The organism is Microbacterium maritypicum (genome assembly GCF_008868125.1).
Taxonomy (GTDB): Bacteria; Actinomycetota; Actinomycetes; order Actinomycetales; family Microbacteriaceae; genus Microbacterium; species Microbacterium maritypicum.
Genome location: NZ_WAAQ01000002.1, coordinates 39294 through 64373, shown reverse-complemented (window position 1 = coordinate 64373; position 25080 = coordinate 39294). Strand labels below are relative to the sequence as shown.

General features: G+C 69.2%; 24 protein-coding genes. 9 read left to right on the top strand and 15 right to left on the bottom strand.

The genetic code is table 11. The annotated features are described in order from the left end of the window. Positions 1-63 precede the first annotated feature (63 nt). The 6 genes from F6W70_RS11060 to F6W70_RS11035 all read right to left on the bottom strand — a co-directional run bounded on the left by F6W70_RS11060 (position 64) and on the right by F6W70_RS11035 (position 8851). Positions 64-1584 carry an SDR family NAD(P)-dependent oxidoreductase gene (locus F6W70_RS11060; RefSeq protein WP_151486739.1) on the bottom strand — a complete coding sequence of 507 codons (1521 nt, stop codon included), beginning with the start codon at positions 1582-1584 and terminating at the stop codon, positions 64-66. A gap of 143 nt (positions 1585-1727) precedes the next feature. Next, positions 1728-2486 carry an SDR family NAD(P)-dependent oxidoreductase gene (locus F6W70_RS11055; protein WP_151486738.1) on the bottom strand — a complete coding sequence of 253 codons (759 nt, stop codon included), beginning with the start codon at positions 2484-2486 and terminating at the stop codon, positions 1728-1730. A gap of 41 nt (positions 2487-2527) precedes the next feature. Beyond that, a complete protein-coding gene (locus F6W70_RS11050; RefSeq protein WP_170287901.1) occupies positions 2528-3775 on the bottom strand; it encodes an ATP-NAD kinase family protein in 1248 nt (415 codons plus the stop codon). Further along, a complete protein-coding gene (gene gcvPB, locus F6W70_RS11045) occupies positions 3772-5355 on the bottom strand; it encodes an aminomethyl-transferring glycine dehydrogenase subunit GcvPB (protein ID WP_055876283.1) in 1584 nt (527 codons plus the stop codon). Before gcvPB ends, F6W70_RS11050 begins: the two co-directional genes overlap by 4 nt. Further along, positions 5352-6740 (bottom strand): aminomethyl-transferring glycine dehydrogenase subunit GcvPA, encoded by a 1389-nt coding sequence (gene gcvPA, locus F6W70_RS11040; protein WP_151486736.1) that lies wholly within the window; start codon positions 6738-6740, stop codon positions 5352-5354. The genes gcvPB and gcvPA overlap by 4 nt, the downstream gene beginning before the upstream one ends. Beyond that, positions 6737-8851: a beta-galactosidase gene (locus F6W70_RS11035; RefSeq protein ID WP_151486735.1), complete on the bottom strand. Its 2115-nt coding sequence runs from the start codon at positions 8849-8851 to the stop codon at positions 6737-6739. The genes gcvPA and F6W70_RS11035 overlap by 4 nt, the downstream gene beginning before the upstream one ends. A gap of 149 nt (positions 8852-9000) precedes the next feature. Here F6W70_RS11035 and F6W70_RS11030 point away from each other — a divergent pair, with 149 nt between their 5' ends. Next, on the top strand, positions 9001-9657 hold the full coding sequence (locus F6W70_RS11030) for a GntR family transcriptional regulator (RefSeq protein WP_055869235.1): 657 nt from the start codon (positions 9001-9003) through the stop codon (positions 9655-9657). Positions 9658-9674: 17 nt separating this feature from the next. Here F6W70_RS11030 and F6W70_RS11025 read toward each other — a convergent pair whose 3' ends face one another. From F6W70_RS11025 to F6W70_RS10995, 7 genes are all read right to left on the bottom strand, one after another. Then, positions 9675-10571, bottom strand: a complete 897-nt coding sequence (locus F6W70_RS11025) for a carbohydrate ABC transporter permease (protein ID WP_127481620.1) — start codon at positions 10569-10571, stop codon at positions 9675-9677. Then, entirely contained in the window at positions 10568-11461 is an 894-nt protein-coding gene (locus F6W70_RS11020) for a carbohydrate ABC transporter permease (RefSeq protein WP_151486734.1), read from the bottom strand. The genes F6W70_RS11025 and F6W70_RS11020 overlap by 4 nt, the downstream gene beginning before the upstream one ends. Before the next feature lie 2 nt (positions 11462-11463). After that, the gene (locus F6W70_RS11015; protein ID WP_151486733.1) at positions 11464-12777 is read right to left on the bottom strand and encodes an ABC transporter substrate-binding protein; all 1314 of its coding nucleotides are present in this window, start codon (positions 12775-12777) and stop codon (positions 11464-11466) included. Between the two features lie 79 nt (positions 12778-12856). Beyond that, on the bottom strand, positions 12857-14494 hold the full coding sequence (locus F6W70_RS11010; RefSeq protein WP_151486732.1) for an amylo-alpha-1,6-glucosidase: 1638 nt from the start codon (positions 14492-14494) through the stop codon (positions 12857-12859). Then, on the bottom strand, positions 14491-15435 hold the full coding sequence (locus F6W70_RS11005) for a carbohydrate ABC transporter permease (protein WP_017831192.1): 945 nt from the start codon (positions 15433-15435) through the stop codon (positions 14491-14493). Before F6W70_RS11005 ends, F6W70_RS11010 begins: the two co-directional genes overlap by 4 nt. After that, positions 15432-16394: a carbohydrate ABC transporter permease gene (locus tag F6W70_RS11000; RefSeq protein WP_017831191.1), complete on the bottom strand. Its 963-nt coding sequence runs from the start codon at positions 16392-16394 to the stop codon at positions 15432-15434. Before F6W70_RS11000 ends, F6W70_RS11005 begins: the two co-directional genes overlap by 4 nt. Positions 16395-16399: 5 nt before the next feature. Then, complete coding sequence (locus F6W70_RS10995; RefSeq protein WP_055869232.1) at positions 16400-17713, bottom strand: ABC transporter substrate-binding protein; 1314 nt, start codon at positions 17711-17713, stop codon at positions 16400-16402. Positions 17714-17876: 163 nt separating this feature from the next. Between F6W70_RS10995 and F6W70_RS10990 the strand changes: the two genes are divergently transcribed. From F6W70_RS10990 to F6W70_RS10955, 8 genes are all read left to right on the top strand, one after another. Then, the gene (locus tag F6W70_RS10990; RefSeq protein ID WP_141387264.1) at positions 17877-18320 is read left to right on the top strand and encodes a hypothetical protein; all 444 of its coding nucleotides are present in this window, start codon (positions 17877-17879) and stop codon (positions 18318-18320) included. A gap of 79 nt (positions 18321-18399) precedes the next feature. Then, positions 18400-19470: a M4 family metallopeptidase gene (locus tag F6W70_RS10985; RefSeq protein ID WP_151486731.1), complete on the top strand. Its 1071-nt coding sequence runs from the start codon at positions 18400-18402 to the stop codon at positions 19468-19470. Continuing rightward, positions 19445-19750 carry a protealysin inhibitor emfourin gene (locus F6W70_RS10980; protein ID WP_151486730.1) on the top strand — a complete coding sequence of 102 codons (306 nt, stop codon included), beginning with the start codon at positions 19445-19447 and terminating at the stop codon, positions 19748-19750. The genes F6W70_RS10985 and F6W70_RS10980 overlap by 26 nt, the downstream gene beginning before the upstream one ends. 56 nt (positions 19751-19806) lie before the next feature. Then, positions 19807-20142: a hypothetical protein gene (locus tag F6W70_RS10975; RefSeq protein WP_151486729.1), complete on the top strand. Its 336-nt coding sequence runs from the start codon at positions 19807-19809 to the stop codon at positions 20140-20142. Between the two features lie 83 nt (positions 20143-20225). Beyond that, on the top strand, positions 20226-20471 hold the full coding sequence (locus F6W70_RS10970; protein ID WP_151486728.1) for a hypothetical protein: 246 nt from the start codon (positions 20226-20228) through the stop codon (positions 20469-20471). Positions 20472-20582: 111 nt separating this feature from the next. Then, positions 20583-21365, top strand: a complete 783-nt coding sequence (locus F6W70_RS10965) for a ribonuclease H family protein (protein ID WP_151486727.1) — start codon at positions 20583-20585, stop codon at positions 21363-21365. A gap of 29 nt (positions 21366-21394) precedes the next feature. Continuing rightward, complete coding sequence (locus F6W70_RS10960) at positions 21395-21784, top strand: DoxX family protein (RefSeq protein ID WP_151486726.1); 390 nt, start codon at positions 21395-21397, stop codon at positions 21782-21784. Between the two features lie 121 nt (positions 21785-21905). Continuing rightward, positions 21906-22613, top strand: coding sequence for a Pr6Pr family membrane protein (locus F6W70_RS10955; RefSeq protein ID WP_318278871.1), 708 nt, complete (start codon positions 21906-21908; stop codon positions 22611-22613). On the opposite strand, the gene F6W70_RS10950 is transcribed toward F6W70_RS10955, so the two are convergent. Both F6W70_RS10950 and F6W70_RS10945 read right to left on the bottom strand, forming a co-directional pair. Further along, positions 22604-23956, bottom strand: a complete 1353-nt coding sequence (locus F6W70_RS10950) for a flavin monoamine oxidase family protein (protein ID WP_151486725.1) — start codon at positions 23954-23956, stop codon at positions 22604-22606. The genes F6W70_RS10955 and F6W70_RS10950 overlap by 10 nt on opposite strands. Positions 23957-24102: 146 nt before the next feature. Next, a complete protein-coding gene (locus F6W70_RS10945) occupies positions 24103-25080 on the bottom strand; it encodes an SRPBCC family protein (RefSeq protein WP_151486724.1) in 978 nt (325 codons plus the stop codon).

Below are 25080 nucleotides of genomic sequence, written 5' to 3'. Positions count from 1 at the left end.
GGGGATCTTCGGCCCGACATCCGCCCTTTCTCCCGACGGATGAACCGATACGGGAGCGCGGGCTCACCAGGGGCTGGGCTCGTAGTCCTTCAGGAACACGCCGTGGATGTCTTCGCCGGCCTCGCCGCGCACGATCGGGTCGTACACGCGGGCGGCGCCGTCGACGAGGTCGAGCGGGGCGTGGAAGCCCTCTTCGGCCAGGCGCACCTTCGTGTAGTGCGGACGCTCGTCGGTGATCCACCCGGTGTCGACGGCCGTCATCAGGATGCCGTCCTTCTCGAGCATCTCACCGGCACTGGTGCGCGTGAGCATGTTGAGTGCGGCCTTGGCCATGTTCGTGTGCGGGTGGCCTGGCCCCTTGTAGCGGCGGGAGAACTGCCCCTCCATGGCCGAGACGTTCACCACGTACTTGCGGTGCGAACCCGAGGCGGCCATCGACGCGCGCAGACGGCTGATGAGCAGGAACGGTGCGGTGGTGTTGGCGAGCTGCACCTCGAGCATCTCGAGCGGATCGACCTGCTCGATCGACTGCACCCAGCTGTTCACGCGGTTCACGTCGGGCACAAGGCCGCCGGCGTCGATCGCGGTGCCGTCGGCGTGCTTCTCCAGCGACGAGGATCCGGGGGCCATCGCGAGGCGTGCGAGGTCTTCGGCCGTGAGCGCCTGGCCGCCCTGCTCGGCGACCGTGCCGCCGAGGGCAGCGACCGAGAGCAGCGGATGCGCGTCGACGGATGCCTGCAGCGCCTGCGGGTGCGGGTCGGCCGTGTGACCGAAGGTCTCCATCTCGGGCAGCGGTCCGTCGGGAAGCGGCTGCAGCTCGGCATCCGCAAGCAGCGAGTACGCGCCCGGCGAGCGGCGCACGGTCTGCGCGGCATTGTTGATGAGGATGTCGAGCGGACCCTGCGCGGCGACGGAGTCGGCGAGGCCGATCACCTGGGCGGGGTCGCGCAGATCGATGCCGACGACGCGCAGACGGTGCAGCCAGTCGGCCGAGTCGGGCAGAGCAGAGAAGCGGCGGACGGCGTCGCGCGGGAATCGGGTGGTGATCGTGGTGTGCGCCCCGTCGCGGAGCAGCCGCAGCGCGATGTGCATGCCGATCTTGGCGCGGCCACCCGTGAGCAGGGCGCGCTTGCCGGTGAGGTCGGTACGGGCGTTGCGCTTGCCGTGGCTGAAGCGGGCGCAGTCCGGGCAGAGCTGGTGGTAGAACGCATCCACCTGCGTGTAGGGCTGCTTGCAGATGTAGCAGTTGCGGGGCTTGAGCAGCTCGCCCGCGATCGGGGCGTCGATCACGCTCGTGGCGAGGTCGTTGCCGCGCGTCTCGTCGTCGATGCGGTTGGGCGCTCCGGTGGCGGTGCGGGCGACCACGGCCTTGTCGGCCTCGGCGATCGCATCGCGGATCTCCTTGCGGCGCACCCGCTTGACGGCCTTGAACATCGCCGCGGTCGCATGGCGCACGGCGACGAAGTCCGGATGCTCGTTGTCGATCTGGTGCAGCTCGGCGAGTACGCGAAGAGTCGTGGCGAGATCGTCGGGGTCGACGCCCGGTCCGAGGTCGGGTGCAGCGTCGGAGGGGGCGTCGGTCATTGTGCTGATTTTACGCGAGTGTCCTGGGGGTACGCCCGGCCCCGCCCGCAGGGCACATGAGCCTGGCACATGAGCCGGTCGTCGAGCGCACGGCGCGACGTCGAGAGCCCGCGCACTCGACGGAGTGCGCGGGCTCACCGCAGCTACGCGATCCCGCCGCCGTCCACGACGAGCGCCGACCCCGTGACGTACGAGGAGTCGTCGCTCGCGAGCCAGACCACGGCCTGCGCGACCTCGCTCGGCTCGCCCATCCGGCGCAGCGGACGATCAGCGGCTTCGGCGAGGAAGGCGTCGGTGTCCTGCGCGAGCTGACGGGCCTCGTCGCGCAGCATCCCGGTGTTCACGTCGCCGGGGTTGACCGAGTTCACCCGGATGCCGGCAGGGCCGTGGTCGATCGCGAGCGCACGCGTCATGTTCACGACCGCCCCCTTCGAGGCACAGTACGAGAGGGCCTGGCCGCCACCCTTGAGGCCCCAGCCCGATCCGGTGTTGATGATCGAGCCTCCGCCCGCCGCCTCCATGATCGGCACGACGTGCTTGCACATCAGGAAGATCGAGCGCACGTTCACGCCGAACACGCGATCCCACTCCTCGACGGTCGTCTCGACCGCCGTGGTGCGACGGATGATCCCCGCGTTGTTGAAGACGACGTTCACTCCGCCGAGCTCCTGGAGAGAGGTGGCGACGACGCGTTCGATGTCGGGTTCGCTCGCCACGTCGGCCGCGATCGCGATGGCGGTGCCGCCCGCGGCACGGATCTCCTGCGCGACGGCTTCGGCCGCCTCCGCATTCAGGTCGACGACAGCGACGGCCGCGCCCTCGGCGGCGAGCGCGAGCGAGGTGGCACGACCGATGCCGCCGGCACCGCCGGTGACGATGGCCTTCTTGTTCTCGAGACGCATGGGGTGTCCTTTCGGGTTCGTTCAGAAGATGTCAGACGCAGTCAGGGGATCAGTTCGGGGGCGCTCACGGCGTACAGGCTGCTGGTACCCGCGCCGGTGACGATGCGCACGTGTCCGGCGAGTCTCGCATCCAGCTCCGGGTCGCCGGTGTCGACGAGGAGCGGGCGGCCGTGCAAGTCGATGAGCTTCTGCTCGGGGGCGACGACGAGGAGCGGGTCGTCGCCGAGAGCACGCAGGACGGCAGCCGAGAGCTGCTGGTTGCCGCGCCCGAGCAGGAATCCCTGGCCGCCGATCACGGTGACCACGGCCTGAGCCGGCCCCTCGGCGATCTCGGCGAGGAGTTCCTGCTCGCTCGCGCCGCAGACGACGATCGTGCCGTCGAGCACGACATCCACTCCGAGCGGGGATCCCTCGACGCCCAGCTGCCGGGCGATCTCGGCGGTCGTGCCGCCGGGACCGAGCAGATAGCGGACGCCCGGGAGCATGCGGGCCACGGCGCCACGCGCCGCCGCCTCGACCGCCGCCGCCTCGGTCACGGGTGTCGGCGCCTTGCGCGCCTGGGTGCGGCCGCTCCGGTACGGCACCCGCAGCATGCCGTAGAGCGTGGGGTCGACGCGGGCGCGCCGCATCGCGGCCTCGTCGATGTCGAGTACCTCACGCTCGTCGGTGGGAAGCCCTCCCAGGTCGATCCAGTCCGCGGCGATCGCCCCCGCCGCCCGCGGACTGACCGCGAACACGGGCGAGTACATCTTCACTCCGGCCGGCACCCCGAGCACGGCGGGCATCCGCGTATCCGCGTGCTCGGCATCCGCGTGCACCTGTCGGGCGTCCATGCCCCCGGGTGCGGATCTTTCGGCGTGTCTCCCGACATCCGTTCCGGCTCCCGACGGATGCTCGGCCCCTTCGAGCCCCGCGACCGCATCCCGCAGCGTCCCGTCACCGCCGACCACGAGGATCAGGTCGACGCCGTCCGCGGCGAGCGCCGCCACCGCACGCGAGGTGTCCCCCGCCTCCGTCTCGTTCCGCTCTACACCGAGCGCGGGAGCCACGACACGCGGAACCAGCCCGGCCGCGCGCACGGCGTCGGCGCCCATCGCACCGGCGGCGGTCGCCACCACGAGCCCGGGATGCCGTTCGGCGAGCATCGTCAGGGCGAGGACCGCCCGCTCCTGCACGCGCGAACGGGCGCCGCGCGCGAGGGCGAGGCGCTGCACGTCCGCGCCGTCGGAGCCGGCGAGGCCCGCAGGCCCGCCGACTCCGGCGACAGGGTTGACGACGAGGCCGATCACGACGCGACAGACTCCGCGGGGAAGTACTTCCGCTGGTACGCGCGCCACGTGATCGCCCACCGTTCGGGGTCGTCCAGATCGTCGTGGTGTGTGTGGTGCACGGTCTGGTTGTGCGGGGCGGTGCGCACCACCTCGGGGGTCTCGCGCGCCTCTCGCGCCACTTCGGCCAGGGTGGCCGCGTACTCGTCGAGCTCGGCCATCGAGTACGACTCGGTCGGTTCGAGCGTGAAGGGCTGCGGCACCACGTAGGGGTGGTGGCTGGTCCAGTAGTGCATGCCGAAGTCGGTCATGCGCACGCCGATCTCCTCCGACGAGATGCCGGTCTCCTGGTACAGCTCCTCCCACGAATAGCGCACCTGCTCGATGCGACGGCGGCCGGTGGCGTACGGGGCCGACGCTCCGGGAATCCCGAGAACGCGAGCCATCAGGTAGTTGTTGTTCAGCACGGCGGTCTCGGCGGCGGCCAGCAGCCCCTCGGCTCCGAGCGCCATGATCCACGAGTAGGCCTTCACGAGGGCGGGGATGACGCCGAAGAACGGCCCGACCGCACCGATCGAGAGCTCGCCGCCCTCGGCGACGGCGAAGGTCCCGTCATCGTCACGCACCACCCGCGGCCCCGGCAGGAAGGGGGCCAGCGCCGCACTCACGGCGTTCGCGCCCGATCCGGGTCCGCCGCTGCCGTGCGGGGTGCCGAAGGTCTTGTGCAGGTTGAAGTGGCACACGTCGAAGCCGGCATCGCGGGCTCGCGTGACCCCGAGGATGCCGTTCGCGTTGGCCTGGTCGTACGAGGCGAGGGCCCCGACCGCGTGCGCGGCATCCACCCACTCCCGGATCGCCGGGTTGTAGATGCCGGTGTCCTCGGGGTTGGTGACCATGATCGCCGCGGTACGGGGCGACAGTGCCGCCTTCAGCGCGTCGAGCGAGGGGTAGCCCTCGGCGTCGGGATACACGGTGATGACCTCGTAGCCCGCAGCCTTCGCGGCGGCCGCGTTCGAGGGGTGGCTGAAGATCGTGGTGATGACCTCGCGGCGCTGCTCGCCCTCGCCGTTGGCCTCGTGGAAGGCGCGGATCATGGCGATGTTCGCCCAGATCGCGGCCGATCCGCCCTGCGTGTGCAGCGAGACCTCGTCCATGCCGGAGATCTCGGCGAGCATCCGCTCCAGCTGCCAGACGATCTCGAGCACACCCTGTGCGTCGGCCGGGTCCTGGTGCGGGTGCATCGCGGTGAGCTGCGGGGTGTTCGCGAGCTGGTCGTTGATCTTCGGCGCGTACTTCATGGTGCAGGTGCCCTGCCCGATGTCGACGTTGAAGTCGGCGCCGAGGTTCTCCTGCGACAGACGCAGATAGTGCTTGAGCACACGCATCTGCCCCATCTCGGGCAGCTTCGGCTTCGACGCACGGCGCAGGGAGGCGGGGAGTGCGGCGACCACGTCGCCCACCGCCTCGCGCACGCCGGGCTCGACCTGCGAGACCAGTACGCCGCGCTCGCCGGGCGTGGTCAGCTCGAAGATGATCGGCTCGTCCCAGCGAGCCTGCTGGAAGCGGCGCAGCGCCGGCTTCGGGGCGACGGGGAGGCTCATCGGTTCTGCTCCTTCGCGAAGAGATCGGATGCCGTGACCTCGGCGAGTGCGCCCGCCAGAGTGTCGATGTCGGCCTGGGAGGTGAGTTCGGTGACGCAGACGAGCAGGCGGTGCTCGTCCACGACCACCCCGGGTTCGATGCCCCTGGCGCGCAGCGCGGTGACGACCGCCTGCGCCGTGACGTCGGCGAAGGTCACCGTGAATTCCCGCAGATGAACGGCATCGTCGTCGAGCGCGACACCGGGCACCGCGGCGAGCGCCTGCTGCGCGTACCGGGTGCGGGCGAGGAGCACCTCGCCGAGCTCGGCCATGCCGGCAGGTCCCATGAGTGCGAGGTAGACCCCGGCGGCGATGCCCCAGAGGGCCGCGGCCGTGCCGACCCACTCCTTCCCGTCCTCGCGATGGGCGAACGAGGTGCGGTCGTAGGCCACGTCGCCGAAGCCGTACTCGCCGGGCACATCGGTGGTGGCGAGCCCGAACAGCCGCGACGGCATCTCCATCACGAAGGTCGGGTCGTCGTGCACGGCGATGAAGCCACCGTGGGCGCCGCCGAACCACTGGTGCAGGCCGAGGGACTGGATGTCACCGGTGACGATGTCGGCTCCGGCCACCGCGGGAGGGGTGAGGACGCCGTAGCCGATCGGGTCGGTGCCGACGACGACCACGGCGCCCGCCGCGTGCGCGGCATCCGCGATCTCCGACAGCGCGGCCTCGACCGCTCCCGTGGCGCTGGGCGTCTCGACCCAGACCGCGGCCACGTCATCGCCCAGTGCCGCACGAACGGCGGCCACGTCGGCCGTGCCGCCGACGGTCGACACGTGATCGAGCGTGAGGTGCGCGCGGACGTAGTCGTGCACCTTCGCGAGCTTCGCGGGGAGCACGTCGCTGACGACCAGCACCCGGCCGCGGCCGGTGAGGCGCCCCGACATCGTCAGGCCCGTCGCCGTGGCCTGGTAGCCGTCGTAGGTCGGCACGTTCACGACGTCCATCTCGAGCAGCTCGGCCATCAGTGACTGGTACTGGAACAGCGCCTGGAACCGGCCGTGGTCCTCATAGGGCTCACCGGCGTAGGCGGTGAGGAACTCGCTGCGCCCGATGACCTCGTCGACGACCGCCGGCACATAGTGGTTGTAGGTGCCCGCGCCGAGGAAGCTCAGCCGCTCCGCGGTCGAACGGTTCTTGGCGAGCAGCCCCCGCACGTGGCGGGCGAGGTCCTGCTCGGCCACGAACGGGGCCGGAAGGTCGAGCGGACGGCTCAGTCGCAGCGATGCCGGGATGTCGGCGTAGAACTCGTCGACCGACGCGGCACCGACGGCTGCGAGCATAGCCGCTCGAGACTCCGGGGCGGTGTTGGGGATGTACGGATGCACGAACGGGGCGGTCATGCGTCCTCCTTCTCATCGTTGTTGCTCAGGGACGTGTCATGCGAAGACGCGATCGGGGTGGCGAAGGGGATGGATTCGGCGCGGGGCGCGGCGAGGACGGCGACTCCGTAGCGGTCGAGCTCGAGCCGGTCCGCGTGACGGATGCCGGTGAGCAGGTCGACGCCCGGGGTCGGGATCTCGAACGCGACAGGGGAGCGTCCGTGGTTCAGATAGAACGTGTAGTCGGTGGTGTCGTCGGCGCGCGTGACGACCTCGACCTCGATGTCGGTGTGCGCGCGGGCGGGAACGCCGGCCGTGCGCAGCACATCGCGGAAGACCGGGAGCAGGCCCTCAGGGTCGAACATCGCGCTGACGTACCAGGCCGAGCCCGCCCCCGCCGTGCGACGGGTCACCGCGGGCAGGCCATCGAGCTCGCCGCTCGCATAGGTGCCGCGCACCTCCACGTCGTCGTCGGCCTCGAGCCACTCGCTCCACGACGGCACGGTCAGGGTGTCGCCCGCGTAGTCGATGCTCTCGGTCAGACCGTCGGCGATCGGCCACTGCTCGTCGACCTCGATGCCCAGCAGGTCGCGCAGCGGTCCCGGCGCTCCGCCGTCGTGCACCTTCTCGGTGGCGTCGACCACACCGGAGAACGGTCCGACCACGAGGTGCCCTCCGCGCCCGACGAAGGCCCGCAGGGCATCGGCCTGCGACTGCTCCACGATGTAGAGGTTCGGCACCACGACCACGTCGTACGCGTCGAAGGGACCGGTCGCCCTGACGGCGTCCACCGGCTGGCCGAGCGTGTACAGCGCCCGGTGCCAGGCTCGGGCCTGCTGCGCCCACTGCAGACGCTGCGAGGGCAGCGACTCGACGGCGCTGGTGCCCCACCACGAGTCCCAGTCCACCACCAGCGCCACGCGCGAGCGCACCCGGGTGCCGCGCACGGGTTCGAGCTTCTTCAGCTCGTTGCCCAGCGCCTTGGTCTCCCGGAAGCTGCGCGAGCGCTCTCCGCGATGACCGAGCATCGAGGAGTGGAACTTCTCCTGGCCGTACTTGGCCTGACGCCACTGGAAGAACATCACGGCGTCGGAGCCGTGCGCGACCGCCTGCAGGCTCTCGATGCGGATCTTGCCCGGCGCCTTGGGCACGTTCACGTCGCGCCAGCTGGTCGCACTGGCCGAGGATTCCAGCAGCAGCCACGGCTGCCCGCCCTTGAGCGAGCGCATGAGGCCGTAGTTGAGGGCCGCGCCGACGTGCGAGGTCGGGTCGGCGGGCTCGGGGTAGGCGTCATCGGTCACGACGTCTTCGACAGCGGCGAAGTCCCAGTAGTCCAGGTCGCGGAACATGCTCATGAAGTTCGTGGTCACCGCGATGTCGGGTGTGACCTCGCGCAGCACGTCGATCTCGACCTGGAAGAGCTCCAGCAGGGCGTCGGACGAGAAGCGCTCGAAGTCGAGCAGCTTGGTGGGGTTGACCGGCCCCGGCGCCTTCTTCGGCGTCTCGATGTGCTCCCACGACGTGTAGCGCTGACCCCACACGTTCACGCCCCACGCCTCGTTCAGTCCGTCGAGGTCGCCGTAGCGGTCCTGCAGCCAGCGACGGAAGTGCCGTGCCGACTCGGGGCACCAGCAGCGCGAGGTGTGATCGCCGTACTCGTTGGAGATGTGCCACATGGCGAGACCCGGATGGTCTCCGTACCGTTCTGCCATCGCCCGGGTCATCCGCGCGACGTTCTCACGCCAGATCGGCGACGACGGGCAGTAGGTCTGACGGGATCCGAACTCCAGGCGGTGACCGTCGGCATCCCACGGTGCCATCTCGGGATGAGCGCGCAGCAGCCACGACGGCGGGGTCGCGGTCGCTGTGGCGAGGTCGATCGCGATGCCCGCCTTCCAGAGCAGCTCGATGATGCGGTCGAGCCACGCCCAGTCGTAGACGCCGGGCTCCGGTTCCAGCTGGGGCCAGCTGAAGATCGGCAGGCTCACCATGTTCACGCCGGCTTCGCGCATCAGACGGATGTCTTCGTGCCAGGTCTCTTCCGACCACTGGTCGGGGTTGTAGTCGCCACCGTAGGCGAGGGCATCGAGGCGGACGCGTCGGGTGGGCTGGTCGCCATCGGGTGCGGGCACGAAGTCTCCTCTCTGAGTCGTCACCGGCCGATCCGGCGGTGCACTGGTGCGAATCCCGGATCAGCTGTATTCTGTATACAACACACTAGGACGTCGTCCGAGGCCCGTCAACCCATAGGCTGACGGGCAGGCGGCAGAAGAGGGGACGCATGGCGATCGAACGCAAGAACCTGCGCTCGCAGGTTCGGCAGGAGCTGCTGAACCGCATGCGCGCCGGACTCGTGCAGCCCGGCGAGGGCATCAACGAGGTCCAGCTCGCCACCGAACTCGGCGTGAGCCGCACGCCCCTGCGTGAGGCGCTCATCGCCCTCGAGTCGGAGGGGCAGATCGAGAGCGAGAACGGCAAGGGCTTCCGGTTCGTGCCGCTCAGCGCCTCCGAGTTCCGCGATCTGGCTCCTGTCCTGGCGGCGCTCGAGAGCCTCGCGATCGAGCTCAGCCCGCCCGACGAGCTGCGTCGCATCGGCGGACGGCTCAAGGAGATGGCCGACGCCTTCGCCGATGAGCTCGTGGAGCATCAGCTCGTCATCACCAAGGACGACGAGTGGCACAGCGTGATGCTGTCGGCCTGCCCGAACGCCCGGCTCCTGGCGGTGATCGACAACGTGCGCAGCTCGTTCCACCGCTACGAGTCGCTGCTCGTGCCCGAAGACGTCAAGGTCGAACGCGTCGCCGCCGAGCACGTCGAGATCGCCCGCCACCTCGCCGACGGCGACATCCCCGGCGCCGTCGAGGCCCTCAAGCTGAACTGGATGCACGGCATGCAGCGCATCCTCGACAACGCCACGAGCTCGTACTTCACGGCGTAGACCGCCCCCGTATCCCCTCACCCCTTCACCGCGCCACCGAGGAGACCTGCGACGAACTGCTTCTGGAAGATCAGGAACAGCAGGAGCAGAGGCAGGGTGGCCAGCAGCGACCCCAGCATCAGACCCGAGTAGTCGACGCGGCTCATGCCGATCATCGTGTTCAGCGCGACCGGAACCGTGTAGTTCGCCTCGGTGTTGAGCATGAGCAGCGGCCAGATGAACGCGTTCCACTGGCTGATGAACGTGTAGATCACGAGCGCCGCGATCTGCGGCTTCGCGACTGGCAGCACGATCCGATAGAACGTGCGCAGCTCGCTCGCGCCGTCGATCCTGGCCGCCTCGATCAGGCTCGGCGGGAAGTCGAGGAAGCCCTGGCGCATCAGGAAGATCCCGAACGCGTTCGCCAGGAACGGCAGGATCACGGCCTGATAGGTGTCGATCCACCCCATGCCGGCCATGATCTGGAACAGCGGCACCAGCAGCACCTGCATCGGGATCATCATCGTCACGAGCACGAGAGCGAGCAGCACGCCGCGGCCACGGAATCGATAGGTGGCGAGCCCATAGCCGCACATGATGCTGACGATCGAGCTGAAGACCGTGTAGATCACCGCGATCAGGAGGCTGTTGAGCATCACGCGACTGAAGCCGATGCTCTCCTCCAGGCGGGCGAGGTTCTCCCACAGTGCGTCGCCGGGGAGCACCGGGAGCGGCGTGCCGAACAGCTCAGAACTCGGATGGGTGGAGGCGATGACCATCCACAGGAACGGGATGATCGACACCACCGAGGCGGCGATCAGCAGCAGGTAGAGCGGCAGCCGCAGCATGCGCGAACGGGCGCCGCGCTCCCCCGCGCCGAGGCTGCGGGTTTCGCGGCCGGAGGTGACCAGGGTGCGGGTGGCGAGATCTGTCATGGCTTCTCCCTCATGACCCGGAATTGCACGACGGCGATGATCGCGGTGATCAGCACCAGCATCCAGGCGATGGCTGATGCATAGCCGAAGTCGAACTGTCGGAACCCGACCTTGTACAGGTAGAGCACCGGGGTGAGCGTGGCGTCGTTGGGGCCGCCGCCGGTGAGGATGAAGTTCTCGTCGAACAGCTGCAGTGCGCCGATCGTCGAGGTGATCCCCGTGAAGATCAGCACCGGTCGCAGCTGCGGCAGCACGACGCTCCAGAACGTCTGCCAGCGTCCGGCGCCGTCGACCTTGGCCGCCTCGTAGAGCTCCGGGGGGATCGACTGCAGGCCGGCGAGGATGATGACCATGTTGTAGCCGGTCCACCGCCAGGTCACCGCCGCGATCACCGAGACCCGTGCCCACCACTCGTTGTTCAGCCAGTCGATCGGGGCGACGCCGAGCACACCCAGCATCTGGTTCACGGCGCCGCCGTCGGTGGCGAGCAGCACCCGGAACACCACCGCGTACGCGACGAGAGTGGTCACCGCCGGGAGGAACGTGAGAAGACGGAATCCCGATCGCCAGCGCAGCCACGACTGGTTGAGCAGGTAGGCGAGACCCACGGCGAGCGCCATCATCAGCGGCACCTGGACGATGAGGATCAGTCCGGCGTTGAGCAGGCTCTTCGCGATCAGCGGATCGGAGAACAGCCGCTCGTACTGACCCAGTCCGACGAAGCTCGTGACGCCGCCCTCGGTGCGGAACAGGCTCTGCCAGAGCGAGGCGCCCAGCGGATAGGCGAAGAAGAACAGGAGCAGGGCGGCAGCCGGCAGCACGAACCAGCGTCCGGCCCTACCCGGGTCCAGCCGTCGACGGCCGGACCCGGGCGAGGTCCGAGAGGCCATGGTTACTCCGCGACCTCTCGACCGGTGGAGGTGGCGAGCTGCGCGGCCGCGTCGGCGAGCACGGTGGCGGGGTCGGCGCCGTTCAGCACGGCGGCGGCGACGGCGTTGGCGACGATGTCCGAGGCCTCTGCACTGTCCGAGGTGTAGACGATCGGCGGGATCTGGCCCGTGAGCTCGGCGAAGGTCTCGTAGACCGGCTGACCGCCGAAGTACTCGACCGGCTTCGAGAAGTATTCCGACTCCAGTGCGGGCAGGTACGACGGGAAGAGCCCCTCGTTCGTCATCATCGACACCTGGTTGTCGGCATCCGCGAGCACGAAGTCGACGAACGCCGCGGCCAGCTGCGGGTTCTTCGCCTGCGCAGGCACCGCGAGGCCGGATCCGCCGTTGTTCGACGTGCGGGCGCCGCCCTCGTCGAACACCGGGAGCGGGAGCACGGCGTACTTGCCGCTCAGCTCGGGGGCATCGCCCTGGAGCGTGCCGATCCACCAGACCGCGTCTGCGGTCACGGCGGAGTCGCCGTCCTTCGCGGACGTGACCCGCCCGTCCCATCCGGTGACGTTCTTGATGAGACCGGCCTCGTTCATCTCCTGCAGCATGGTGAGCACGCGCACGGCTTCCGGCGAGTCGAGCGTGATCTCCCCCGCCTCGTTGAACAACCCCTGCCCGAGCTGCTGCAGCAGCATCTGGAAGCCGCCACCGGCGGAGAGGTCAGTGGACAGCAGCGTGTGTCCGGTCTTCTCCTTGATCACCTTGCCCGCCGCGATCAGATCGTCCCAGGTCTCCGCGGCCTCGATGTCGACGCCCGCCTGCTCGACGATGTCGGTGCGGTAGTACAGCGCGACGGTGCCGGAGTCCCACGGGGCGATGCGCAGCGAGCCCTCGGCATCCGATCCCGCCGACCACTTGAACGGGTCGAAGTCGGCTTCGTCGTCGCCCAGGATCGGGTTCAGATCGAGCATGCCCTTCGGGAACTGCGTGATGTAGCCGGGGGCCGCATCGGTCTCGATCGTGACGACGTCGGGCAGCCCGGTGCCGGCCTGGAAGCCGACCGACATCTTGTCGTACGCGTTGTCGTATCCCACGTCGACCACCTTCACGGTGGTGCCATCGTGAGCCTTCTCGAAGTCGGCGGCCAGACGCTCGAGCGCGACGGCGCCCACGTCCCAGGACCAGACCGTGATCTCGCCGTCGAGCGTCGCATCGGGGTCGAGCGCGACGCCGGATCCGCCGCCGGGCACTCCTCCGGCCGCACATCCGGCGAGGCCGACTCCCACTGCCACGAGCGCGGCGATTCCGGTGAGCTTCTTCTTCATGACTGACTCCTTCGTCCGTGAAATGAATATTGAATACAACAGGAGGGCGCAGAGCCCCGCGGTGTTCCGCGACGCGGGGTCAGCTGAGCTGCACCGCGAGGTCGACGAACAGCGCGGCCGACCAGCCGAATGCCGTGGTGGCGGTGCGGGCCTTCTCGCCCGTCTGCGGATTGAAGTACTCGTGCGGGCCCCCGCCGTGGATCACCAGGGCCACGGTCTGCTCACGCAGCTCCCGCGCGCGCTCGGGATACCCCGACGCCTCCAGCCCCTCGGCGACGAGCATGCTCGTGTTGACCCACACCGGTCCGCGCCACATGCGCTCCTCCGAGAAATCGGGATCGGAGGCCGCGACGGTCGGCAGCCCCCAGGGCAGGGCGAAGCGCTCGGGGTCGTCGACGGCCTGACGCAGCGCCGCGGCGATCGGAGCCGGCAGCGTGCCCGTGAGCAGCGGCATCAGCCCGACGACGGTGTCGCTGAGCTGCGGCTCTCCGCCGCCGAAGGCGAGGAACCGGCTCCGCTCGGGATCCCACGTGCGCAGCAGCAGCTCCTGCGTGGTCTCGGCCCGCGCACGAAACCGCTCCACGTCGGCATCCGGCTCGTACTTCACCAGCAGGGAGGCGAGCTCCCGATCCTGCTGCACGAGGTAGGCACCGAGGTCGGGAGCCGCGGTCGGCAGGGGACCGTCGAAGATCGGGCTGTCGTCGAGCCCAGAGGAGTACGGATGCCCGTACTCGGGCATCCCGTCGTGGTCGAGGTCGCTCCCGGCGAACCACCAGTCCTGCGAGCGCACGATGCGGGCCAGCTGCGTGCGCGCATAGTCGGGAGCATCCTCGACCTCGAGCACTTTGCGCAACGCCCACGCGGCGAGCGGCGGCTTGGTCAGGGGCACGGGCGCACTCGGATCGGCGATCTGCGATCCGGCACGACGCAAGTTCGCGCGGTCGCTCTCGGGAAGGTCGTCGCTGGTCGCCAGCACTCCAAGCTCGTGCACGACATCGGGCAGCTGCCCGTCGGGCTGCGGGAACCGGAAGGCGATATCGAGCTGCTCACGAGCGAGCTCGGGGTCGCCGTGCCGCAGGCCGACGGCGATGAAGTAGGCATCCCACTGCCAGAGACCGACGTAGCCGATCTTCGACGGCACGATCGCCCTGGCATCGCCCAGCGACGGCAGCTCGACGATGTTCGCACCGAGCACCCACCAGCAAAACGCCGCCATCTCCTGCAGATCGTCGCGCACGCTCGGGCACTTCGCGAACCACTCGGCCCAGATCGCCTCGGTCGCGGCGAGCGCTGCGCAGTGGTCTCCGCTCTCCACCGCGACGGCACGATCCGCGGCGACGCGCAACCGGATGCCGCCGCCGAGCAGATGCTCCTCGACATGACCGTCCGGACGCCGCAGCCGCACCCGCGCCCCCGGTTCTCCCCCGAGGCTCAGCGTCGACGGATCGGCGAAGGTCAGCGTCGCCGCAGCAGCGCCGAACGTCACTCGCGCAGGATGCACGTCGGTCACCGGAAGCACCTCGCCCCCGGCGCCGATCACGGTCAGCGCATCCAGCACCCGGCAGTCCGACAGCCGCCGCTCGTACTCCGAGGTGTGCACGCGCACGCCCTCGCCGTCGTCGGCGCGGAACACCAGCACGCGCGAGCGCGGCAACGTGAAGGGCGCGGACACCAGGTCGAGGCGGCGCCCGGCGAGCGCGGCGGCATCCGTCATCATCGCCCTCCGAGTCCCGAGGCGGCCATGCTGTTGAGGATCTTGCGCTGACCGATCACGAACACGATCAGCATCGGCACGGTCGCGATCGCGGAAGCCGCCATCACGAGTCCGTAATTGATGGATCCCTGCTGGCCCTCGAAAGCGTTCAGCAGGAGCGGCACCGTGAACAGGTCGGGCGAGTTCAGCAGCACGAGCGGGAACAGGAAGGCGTTCCAGACGTCGAGTGCGACGATGATGCTGAGTGCCGCGAGACCGGGCTTGAGGTTCGGGAGCACGACACTCCAGAAGATGCGCCAGCGGCCGGCGCCGTCGACGATGGCCGCCTCTTCCAGTTCCCGCGGCAGGGCGAGCACGAACTGCCGCATCAGGAACACCGCGAAGGGGTTCGCCATGATGCCGGGCACGATCAGCGCGAGATGCGAGTCGACCCAGCCGAGGTTCGACATCAGCAGGTAGAACGGGATCAGCGTCACCTGCTTCGGGATCATCTGCGTCGCGAGGAAGACGATGAAGAGCACCTTGCTGCCGCGGAACCGGATCCGCGCGAACGCATATCCCGCCATCGACGCCGTGAGCAGCGTGCCGACCACCACGAGGATCGCGATGTACGCGCTGTTCAGGTACGCCTGACCGAACGGGACCGCGTTCCAGGCCTGCGTGTAGTTCTCGAAGGTCCAGGGATCAGGAAGGAACTGCAGCGGGTTCTTCAGCAGCTGCGGCAGGGTCTTGAACGAGGTCAGCAGCATCCAGACGAACGGGAACACCATGCCGATCCCGGCCACCACGAGCACCACGTGCAGCAGGGTCGACCCGAACCGGCGGCGCGCGCGATCGACGGAGGGGCCTCCACGCCCGCGCGAGCGGTATCCGGGCGCGGTGATGGCGATGGTGGAGTCGGTCGCCGGAGCGGGGCCGGTCAGCGGAGGAGTCTGAATGCTCATGCGGGGTCATCCTCGTAGTGGACGAACTTCTTCTGCGCGCCGAACTGCACCGCGGTGATGACGAGCGTCAGCAGCAGCAGGATGATGCTCGCGGCACTCGACGGACCGAACTCGAAGCGCCCGAAGCCCAGATCGAAGATGTGATACACGATGGTGCGGGTCGCGTTGTCGGGGCCGGCGTCCTGCACCAGCACGTAGACCGTGTCGAACGTCTGCAGGGAAGAGATGAAGGCGACCACCGACGAGAAGAACACGATCGGGGAGAGCAACGGCAGGCGGATGCTCGTGAACAGCCTCCAGGGCCCTGCGCCGTCGATGCGGGCGGCCTCGATCACCGAGGGGGAGATGTTCTGCAGCCCGGCGAGGAAGATCACGACGTTGAGGCCCATCGACGACCAGATGGTGACGATGCAGACGGCGAGGAGGGCGAGCTTCGGGTCCTGCAGCCAATCGGGCGGGGTGACCCCGAAGACCTTCGAGATCGTCGTGGACAGCAGCCCGTCGGAGCGGAACATCTGCTGCCAGATCATCGCCACCGCGACCGTGGAGGTCACGACCGGGGCGAAGAACAGGATCAGGTAGAGCGTGCGCGTCTTGAGCTTCTCGAGCGCGACGGCGACGATCACCGAGAGTCCGAGGCCGATCGGCACCGTGACGATCGCGATGATGAGCGTGTTGAGGATCGCGCGACCGAGGAGCGGGTCGGTCAGCTGATCGGCGAAGTTGGCGAAACCCACCCAGGTGAGGTCGGTCAGACCGTCCCAGTCCGCGAACGCGAGCACCAGGCTGGCGGCGAACGGCAGCACGACGAACAGCCCCATGCCGATCATCTGAGGGCCGACGAAGACGTAGCCCCACAGGCGGTCGCGGCGACGCCAGAGCGCCTCCTTGCGCAGGGGCGGGGCGGATGCCGCAGGGGTGACCTGCGGCATCCGCCCGTTCTCGGTGAGAGTGCTCACTCGTTCTACTCCGACCGTTCCTTGACCAGGTCGGCGATGGTGTCGAGCGTCTCCTGTGCGTCGGCCTTGCCCTGGTAGAGCTTCAGGAACTCATCGGCGATGGCGGTCGGCAGGCCGGGCACGCGTGCCTCGGCGGGGTAGTCCTCGAAACCGATGTCGCGCATGTCGAGGAAGGTCTGGGCGTGTGCGGGATAGTCGCCCTCGAGCACGACCTCGTCGGCGCCCTTGATCGAGGGGACCGCGTTGCCGCCGCCCTGCAGACGGAAGGTCTGCCCCTCGGCGGAGAGGAACTCGGTCCAGAACGTGAAGGCCGCGTCCTTCACCTTGGTCTTGCCGTTGATCGCGAGGAAGCTGGTCGCCACGCCCGTGGGAGCGGCTTCGCCGTCAGGGGTCGGCCACTGCACGATGTCGTAGCTGTCCTGCTCGCCCGTCGCATCGACCGTGCCGATCGTGTAGCGGCCCTGCACGAAGAAGCCGGCCTTGTGCGTGACGAACACGCTGTCGGCGCCGGCGCCGTCAGGGAGCGTGTCGGCGACGACGAAGGTGCCGTCCTCGAACAGGTCGCCGAGCTGCTGCACCGACTCGACGGTGTCGGCATCCTTGTTCGCGACGAAGGCTCCGGAATCGTCATAGGGAGCATCGAGGCCCTGCGACGAGAGCCAGCTCCAGTGCGTCGCCCAGTAGTTCCAGTACATGGTGCCGGTGAGACCCGCGTCGTGGAGCTTCTTGTTCATCTCCAGGAACTTGTCGGTGGTCCACTCGCCGTTCTCGGCCAGGGTCGCGGGGTCCTCGGTGATCCCGGCGGTCGCCAGCGCCTGCTTGTCGTACCAGAACACGTCGGGATTGGAGTCGTTCGGAGCAGCGTAGACCTCTCCGTCGTTCTCGGCGGCGCCGAAGAGACCGGGGAAGAAGTCGTCCTTCTTTGTCTTGCTGTCCTTCGAGTCCATCAGCTCGCTGAGCGGCATCAGGCGCTTCGAGTCGACGAACTGACCGATCTTGTCGTCACCGACGTAGAACACGTCGGGCGCGGTGTTGCTGGTGAGCTGCGCGAGCAGCTTGGAGTGGTAGTCGCCGTAGTCGGCGACGGGCTGCAGCTTGACGGTGATGTCGGGGTGGCGCTTCATGAAGTCCTTGTTGAACTCCTCGTAGCGGGTGAGCTCGTCGGCCGTGCCCCAGGTGGACCAGACGACCGTGGCCTTGCCGTCGGCGTCGACGCCCCCTCCGCCTCCTCCGCCCCCACCGCTGCACGCGGCGAGTCCGAGTGCCAGAGCGCCGGCGGCACCCAGTGCCAGATACCGCGTCACGTTCGCACGTGCCATCTCGCTACCTCTTTCATCATTGGAAGATCTAGGTCGGGATCACCCCTTCGGGCGTACTGGTATTCTGTATACAGAACGCAATCCTGTCAAGGATCGCCGGTCCGGATCGCTCCATCGAGACCATCCCGTGACGTGCCGGTCACCCGTGGCGCAGACTGGATGCATGACCGATTCCGATCCGCACCTGCTCGGCCCCGGACTCCTGCCGACGCCGTTCACCGCCGCCGAGATCCGCGACGCCACCGGAACAGGCACCGTGATCCGGCTTCTGCTGGAAGGCCCCGACGGCCCGATGGCCGAGCACGTCAACCGCTTCCACGACACCGATGACGAGGGAGCGACCCTCGACCGCTGGGCCGCGGAGGACCCCAAGGCCGTCGTCTCGAACCGGGTGACCTGGGCCGAGCTGCAGGGCCATGCCGCCTTCGACGCCGGCACCACGAGCGTGTCGACCGTGAGCCTGTCGACACCGCTCGGCGCGCTCACCTGCCGCCGGTACGACACCGACGACGGCATCTTCTGGTTCTCGATCGACCACCCGGGCATGCCCGTGCAGTACGAGTCCGGCGGACTGCGTACGACCGTTCTGAGCATCGAGCGCGACTGACCGCGGCGTCGACCGGAGAAGTTCCCCGGAACGCGGGCGAGACCGCTCGAACGTCGGCCCTCCGGCGTAGGGTCGCAGCATGAGCAGCACAGCATCCGCACAACATCATGGAGTGGTCCCCTCCTACCTGCTCGCGCGCCTGGCCGAGTCGGGTCGCTTCCCGAAGGCCGCGGCCGCCGCACGGCAGACGCTCACGGCCGGCCGCCCGCCGTTCCGCGCGCGCATCGACCTCTCGATCGACGAGAACGGCGACCTCGTGGCCCAGCTGTCCGAGGCCCCGAACCGCACGATCAGCGATGCGGGCAACACGCAGCAGCTGCCGGGCGCGATCGTGCGCGGCGAAGACGACGGGCCCGTCGAAGACCCCGCGGTCAACGAGGCCTTCGACGGACTCGGCGCCACGTTCGAGATGCTCCTGGCCGCTTTCGATCGCAACTCGCTCGACGATGCCGGGGCGCCGCTCGATGCGACCGTGCACTACGGCGTCGACTACGACAACGCGTTCTGGGACGGCGAGCGCATGGTGTTCGGCGACGGCGACGGCGAGGTGTTCCAGCACTTCACCGGCTCGCTCACCGTCATCGGACACGAACTCGCGCACGGCGTCGTGCAGCACACCGCGAACCTCGAGTACCAGGGCCAGCCCGGCGCACTGAACGAGTCGATCGCCGATGTGTTCGGCGCCCTGACCGAGCAGTACGCCCTCGGCCAGACGGCCGACCAGGCGACGTGGCTGATCGGCGCCGAGATCTTCACCGACGCCGTCGAGGGCGCGGCTCTGCGTTCGATGATCGCGCCGGGCACCGCCTACGACGACGACGAGCTCGGCAAAGACCCGCAGCCCGACCACATGAGCGGCTTCGTGCGCACCACGGAAGACAACGGCGGAGTGCACATCAACTCCGGAATCCCCAACCGCGCGTTCGCCCTCTTCTCGATCGACCTCGGTGGCAAGGCGTGGGAGCGCGCGGGCACCGTCTGGTATCGCGCGCTCACGGGCGGCCTGTCGAGCACCGCGACCTTCACGCAGTTCGCCGATGCCACCGTCGCCGCGGCCGCAGCCGTCGACGCCGCCACAGCCGCAGCGGCTCGACGCGCGTGGACGACCGTGGGAGTCTATGGAGATGAGCGAGTCCTCTCCACCGACTGACGCGCAGGTCGCGATCGCGGTGGTGCGCACCGGCGGTATCGCCGGCATCCGCCGGCAATGGCGGGTGGAGGCCGCGCCCGACGATGCGGTGCACTGGATCGACCTGATCGACCGCTGCCCGTGGGACCAGGAGACGGACGCCGGATCCGGCGCCGACCGGTTCGTGTGGAGCATCCGGGCCCGCACACCGTCGGAGCGCCGCGAACGGGAGCTGCCCGACTCGGAGCTCGACGGCCCCTGGCGCGCGCTCGTCGAAGCCGTGCGTGCGGCCTCAGCCTGAGGCCCCGACGTACGCTCTCAGATGAGCCGTGACCGACGGCGCATCGAAGGGGGATCATGCTGACGACAGACGAAGCCGAACGACTGCTCGGCGCGGCACGCGAGGCACACACCCGCGGCGACCCCCTGCTGCACCTGCACGTCGAGGTCAGCCGTCTCACCGGAGCCCCGTCATCGTGGGGTTCGGCGGCGAACGAGTGCCACCAGAACGAGAGCGTCGGCTACTTCCTCGGCGAGGTCGAGCGCGTCGGCTGGCGACTCGAGCACACCGGATACGCCTTCGTCGACTCGGGCGCGACCACATCCGATCGGGTGATGAGCACCGGAACGGGCGTGGTGAATCACGGTGCCGTCTCGGGATACTTCACCTTCCGCCGCGCGGCCACGGCCTGACGTCGTCACCCGCGCGGGCCGCATCCGATCAATCCTGTGTGAGTCCGGCCTCTTCGCCGCGATGCGGGTTCACAATGGAACCCATGGGACTGTTTCAGCAGAAGCCTGAAGAGCAAGAGAACCAGTGGGTGCTGCCCTCGGAGCCGCTCGAGCGCTCCGAGACGGATGTGCTCGACTCGGCGCCGGTCGTCGATCCGCTGTCGATCGGCCTCGGCGCGGAGGCCAGCGGCGACCTGAGCTCTGTCCTGTTCCCGGTCGCACCTCCCGTCCCCGAGGCCGCCTCGACCGAGAACGCCGAGCCGCTGAGCGAAGATCCCGAAGAGGACTGACGCCTCGCGGCAGGATCGCCGGATCGGCGAGGCTCCTCCGCGACGCGCGTGGCGTCCGATCCCTGCGGCCCGAGTGCGAATGAAGGACGGGCGCGCGGCTACGGTTGAGGGATGACGATCACCGCCGCCGCAGACGGCTCCGCCCTGGGTAACCCCGGCCCCAACGGCTGGGCCTGGTACATCGACGACGAGAACTGGGCGGCCGGCGGATCCCCGCACGGCACCAACAACCAGGGCGAGCTGCGGGCCGTGCTCGAGCTGCTGCTCGCGACGGCGGGCACCGACGAGAAGCTGCTGATCGAATGCGACAGCCGTTACGTGATCGACTCCGTGACCAAGTGGATGCCGGGGTGGAAGCGCAAGGGCTGGCGCAAGTCCGACGGCGGGCCCGTGCTCAACCGCGACCTGCTGGAGGGCATCGATGAGGCCATCCGTGGCCGGAACGTCGAGTTCTCCTGGGTCAAGGGCCACGCAGGACACCCGCTGAACGAAGCCGCCGACGAGCGCGCGAACGCCGCGGCCAAGGCCTACCAGGCGAAGCAGGAACCGCGACGAGGGCCCGGCTTCACCCGCGCGGCAGACGCCGGAGCCGCCGTCGCCGCGTCGGCACCGGTCGCCGCTTCCTCGTCCGCCGCGCCGTCATCAGCCGCATCGTCATCCGCATCGTCGAGCACGTCGGCTGCCGCAGCACTCGCGCCCTCCCCCGCGGCCCCGACGTCGGTCGCTGAGCCGCTCTGGGCCGAGGCCGCCGACCTCCTCGACGGGTGGGACGCACCGGCGGACGACCCGATCGAGCTGCGCATCCCCCTCTCCTCCGACGAGCACGCACGGCTGCGCGACCGGGCCGAGGCTCAGGGCATCTCGCTCGAAGAGGCGCTCCGCCGCCTGATCTGAGCGCAGCGACCGCGGCGTACACTCGCACCATGTCGACTCCCACCCGCACCATCGGCCGTATCTTCCTCGGCGCCTCCCTCGTCTTCGCGGGCGTCTCGCACCTCACGGTGGCGCGCGAGGAGTTCCAGGCGCAGGTCCCCGAGTCGCTGCCGCTGGATCCTGACACCACGGTGCTCGCCTCCGGCGTGGCCGAGATCGCACTCGGATCCGCCCTGCTGCTGACACGACGCCGTCGGCGCACGGTCGGCACGATCGCCGCTCTGTTCTTCGTCGCCGTGTTCCCCGGCAACGTGGCGCAGTGGATGCACCACCGCGACGGCTTCGGTCTCGACACGGACATGAAGCGCTTCGTGCGGCTGTTCTTCCAGCCCGTGCTCGTCGCGCTGGCGCTGTGGTCGACCCGCGAACCCCGACGCTGACGGGCCGGACCACCCGCACGGACTCACCACTGTCAGGGACGCGTGCCCTCTGCGGCACAACGGGTCCTCCGAGCTGAGGTCCGTAGACTCGGCAGATGAAGGAATCGCGGGTGACGCAGCGGTGAAGGCGCGTACCGTCTTCGGCCTGCTCCGCCTCAGCGCGGCCGCCGTCTGTCTCGTGGCGCTCATCCACCGGCTCGCCTGGGGTCTCGCATCGAACACGATCGCGAGCCAGAACTTCTTCGCCTATCTGACGAACCAGTCGAACATCGCTTTCGTGGTGCTGCTCACCGTCGCCGGCATCCTCGCGCTGCGCCGCGCGAAGGATCCTCGCTGGCTCACCGTCGCCCTGGCACTCGTTCTGACCTGGACGATCACGGCCGGACTCGTGTTCGCCATCCTGGTCTGGCAGGCCGGCATCCGCGGCATCCGCATCGACGTGCCCTGGTCGGATCAGGTGCTGCACTTCTGGCTCCCCGCAGTGACCGTGGCGGCCTGGGCACTCGCACCCGGTCACCGCTCCGTCCCGTGGCGCGTGATCCCGGTGTCGCTGGCGTACCCGGTGATCTGGGGCGTCGCCACCATGATCCGCGGCCCGCTGATCGGCTGGTACCCGTACTACTTCCTCGATCCGCGGCAGGTGAGCGGTCCGATGGAGTTCCTGATCTCATCGGCGATCGCGCTCGGCACGTTCGCCGCCGTCGCCACCCTCCTCGTGCTCATCAGCCGCATGCCGGTACCGAAACGGCTGCGCGGGAAAACCGAGGGCACTGCGCAGGCATCGACGCCGGAGCAGGCGAGAGCCGGCGAACGGGTCGGTCAGACGTAGAGGGCGAGCGAGGCGAGGGCCGCTTCGATCGCCTCGTCTTCGTCGAGCTTCGCGAACTCCGCTGCCGCCGCGCCGCCGACGATCCCGACGAGCACGTTCTCGCCGGTCGCGGGTCGCAGATTGATCCAGGTCGCGATGGCCACGTCGGCGCCGACGGAGTGCCAGATGGCCTCGTCGTTCTCCCAGAACGGCTCGTCCCACCGCAGCCAGACCGTCTCGATCGCGCCCATGCCGAGTGCCGAGATCGCCCCGCGATTGGAGAATGGCAGGGGCGGGTCGAACTCGATGCTGCGGTCTTGGAGCACTCCGAGTGGAACCGTCACGATGACCCGATCGAATGACAGCGCCTCACCGGTGCCGAGGCGCACGCTCACCCCGGAATCGTCGTAGGCGAGGCGGGCGACCGGAGAGTTGAGCCCCACCTTGACCCCGTCGAGGGCCTGCTCGATGAACGGTGCGACGTCGCCGGTCGCGGCCTTCGGGTCTCCCGTGGGCAGGGGAGGCGCGAACCAGCTCGACAGTTCGTCGGCGCCGGCACCGGTGCGGGCGGCGAGGATCGCGAGCAGGGCCGCGGTCGCCGGATCACTCGGATCGATACCCGCGGCGGTCAACGCATCGGTGACCGAGGAGTCTTCGGGGGCGGCCTGCGCCGCTGTGATCGCCGCGTCGAAAGGCTGGGGGTCGATCGGGTCGAGGTCGCCCTCGGGCCCGTGCCAGAGCTGACCCGCCAGTTCGACGACGCCGACGTCTCCGCTGCTCATCAGGTCGAGCACCTCGGCGTCGTCCGTGCCGAAGAGCCAGGCGCCGAGCTGCACCGGCAGGGGCCACGAGTCGTCGACGCGGGAGTGCATGCGCCCGCCGACCCGGTCCCTCGCCTCGAAGACGGTGACCTCCATGCCGCCCTCGGCGAGCACAGCGGCAGCGGTGGCGCCGGCGAGCCCCGCCCCCACGACCGCGACGCGCTCCCCTGAGGTCGCCGGGACCAGAAGCTCTTCTGCCGCGCGCGTGCCCGAGCTGATCGCGCCGCGCACCGTGCCGGGAGCGTCCTCATCCGTCGCCTCGCCCGCGAAGAACAGGCGTGCGTCCACGGGGGCGCCCAGCGCGAGGCGCGTGCCGGCGAGCACGCCGACGGGTGTGAAACTGGCGGCGCCGAGGGCGTAGGGATCGGTGGTCCAGGTGCTGCGGATGCTGCCGGCTGCGGCGGGGACGCCGGGCGGCGGCTCCGGCTCGCGGGTGCGAGTGGGCGTCGGCGTGGGTGTCGGTTCCGGGGTGCAGGAGGCGAGAAGAACCGAAGCGACACCGGCTCCGGCGCCGAGGAGCAGAGTGCGGCGCGTGATCCTCATCGTGTCGCCACTTTATCCCGAGCGGCCGGGTTCCGCCTGTCGGCGTCCGCCTGCCGCGTTCACAACTCAGGAAGAGGGGTGCCCGCAGACGGCGAAACCGGCCGGATCCTGGCGGATCCGGCCGGTTCGTCCGGAGTTGTGCGCGCTCAGACGGAGAGCAGCTCCCGCTCCAGGCGGGCGAACGACGACTCCATGCCGTCGGCCATGCCGGTGGCGAGGATCATGTCGCGCGTCTCCTTGTCGGGGTACTCGATGAGCAGCGTGACCAGGGTCGCACCGTCCTCCTCGTACAGGTTCAGGTCGTTGAGCGTCTCGACAGGCATGCCCTGCATCCGCTCGGTGCTGACGGCGCGGCGCGGGGCGTCGATCAGGAGCGCCTGCCCCTCGAAGCCGAACGGCTCCCCTTCGGTGTCGCCGACCGGCGCCCACGAGTTGCGGTAGGACTGGCCCACCTCGGTGGCGGCGACGCATTCCGTCATCTCCCAGCCGTCGGGTCCGAGCATCCACTTGCGGATGAGCTCGGGCTCGAAGTGGGCACGCCACACCAGCTCGCGCGGCCCCTCGACCAGACGAGTGATGCGCACGTGCGTGTCGTCGAGCAGCTCGACGCGCGTGCCCTTGCCCTGTGCGTAGTCGCGGAGGTCCTGCAGCACGGTGTCGAGCTGCGCCATCGCCATCTTGAGGCCCTCGACCTGACCCATCTCGACGACCTGCTCGAGCGCATCGACCGAGTCGAAGTGGCTCGTGGTGACCATGCGGGTGCCTTCGGCGGTGGGCTCGAAGACGAACGACATCCGCTGCGCGGGGAAGCCGTCGAGCGGCTTACCGCTCTCATCGACGAACGAGTCGATGACCTCGAAGCTCTTCGGCGCGTCGATCGACACGAACTCCCACGCCCCTGACGACTTCTCCCCGCGCGGACCACTCATCGAGTAGACCGCACGCCCGCCGACGGTGTGGTCCCAGGCGGTGAAGGTGGCCGGCCACCCGGGAGGACCCCAGAAGCGCTCGAGCTGACGCGGGTCGGAGTACGCGCTCCACACTCGCTCGATGGGGGCTGCGAAGTCGGCGACCACGGTCATGGTCAGGTTCTCGGCATCGGTGGTGACGTCGGTGACAGGCAT

Bases quoted from the DNA above. Each gene is read 5' to 3' on its own strand.
- F6W70_RS11060 (WP_151486739.1), bottom strand. From the start codon at position 1,584: ATGACCGACGCCCCCTCCGACGCTGCACCCGACCTCGGACCGGGCGTC.
- F6W70_RS11055 (WP_151486738.1), bottom strand. From the start codon at position 2,486: ATGCGTCTCGAGAACAAGAAGGCCATCGTCACCGGCGGTGCCGGCGGC.
- gcvPB (WP_055876283.1), bottom strand. From the start codon at position 5,355: ATGAGCCTCCCCGTCGCCCCGAAGCCGGCGCTGCGCCGCTTCCAGCAG.
- gcvPA (WP_151486736.1), bottom strand. From the start codon at position 6,740: ATGACCGCCCCGTTCGTGCATCCGTACATCCCCAACACCGCCCCGGAG.
- F6W70_RS11030 (WP_055869235.1), top strand. From the start codon at position 9,001: ATGGCGATCGAACGCAAGAACCTGCGCTCGCAGGTTCGGCAGGAGCTG.
- F6W70_RS11025 (WP_127481620.1), bottom strand. From the start codon at position 10,571: ATGACAGATCTCGCCACCCGCACCCTGGTCACCTCCGGCCGCGAAACC.
- F6W70_RS11020 (WP_151486734.1), bottom strand. From the start codon at position 11,461: ATGGCCTCTCGGACCTCGCCCGGGTCCGGCCGTCGACGGCTGGACCCG.
- F6W70_RS11015 (WP_151486733.1), bottom strand. From the start codon at position 12,777: ATGAAGAAGAAGCTCACCGGAATCGCCGCGCTCGTGGCAGTGGGAGTC.
- F6W70_RS11010 (WP_151486732.1), bottom strand. From the start codon at position 14,494: ATGATGACGGATGCCGCCGCGCTCGCCGGGCGCCGCCTCGACCTGGTG.
- F6W70_RS11005 (WP_017831192.1), bottom strand. From the start codon at position 15,435: ATGAGCATTCAGACTCCTCCGCTGACCGGCCCCGCTCCGGCGACCGAC.
- F6W70_RS10995 (WP_055869232.1), bottom strand. From the start codon at position 17,713: ATGGCACGTGCGAACGTGACGCGGTATCTGGCACTGGGTGCCGCCGGC.
- F6W70_RS10990 (WP_141387264.1), top strand. From the start codon at position 17,877: ATGACCGATTCCGATCCGCACCTGCTCGGCCCCGGACTCCTGCCGACG.
- F6W70_RS10985 (WP_151486731.1), top strand. From the start codon at position 18,400: ATGAGCAGCACAGCATCCGCACAACATCATGGAGTGGTCCCCTCCTAC.
- F6W70_RS10980 (WP_151486730.1), top strand. From the start codon at position 19,445: ATGAGCGAGTCCTCTCCACCGACTGACGCGCAGGTCGCGATCGCGGTG.
- F6W70_RS10975 (WP_151486729.1), top strand. From the start codon at position 19,807: ATGCTGACGACAGACGAAGCCGAACGACTGCTCGGCGCGGCACGCGAG.
- F6W70_RS10970 (WP_151486728.1), top strand. From the start codon at position 20,226: ATGGGACTGTTTCAGCAGAAGCCTGAAGAGCAAGAGAACCAGTGGGTG.
- F6W70_RS10965 (WP_151486727.1), top strand. From the start codon at position 20,583: ATGACGATCACCGCCGCCGCAGACGGCTCCGCCCTGGGTAACCCCGGC.
- F6W70_RS10960 (WP_151486726.1), top strand. From the start codon at position 21,395: ATGTCGACTCCCACCCGCACCATCGGCCGTATCTTCCTCGGCGCCTCC.
- F6W70_RS10950 (WP_151486725.1), bottom strand. From the start codon at position 23,956: ATGAGGATCACGCGCCGCACTCTGCTCCTCGGCGCCGGAGCCGGTGTC.
- F6W70_RS10945 (WP_151486724.1), bottom strand. From the start codon at position 25,080: ATGCCTGTCACCGACGTCACCACCGATGCCGAGAACCTGACCATGACC.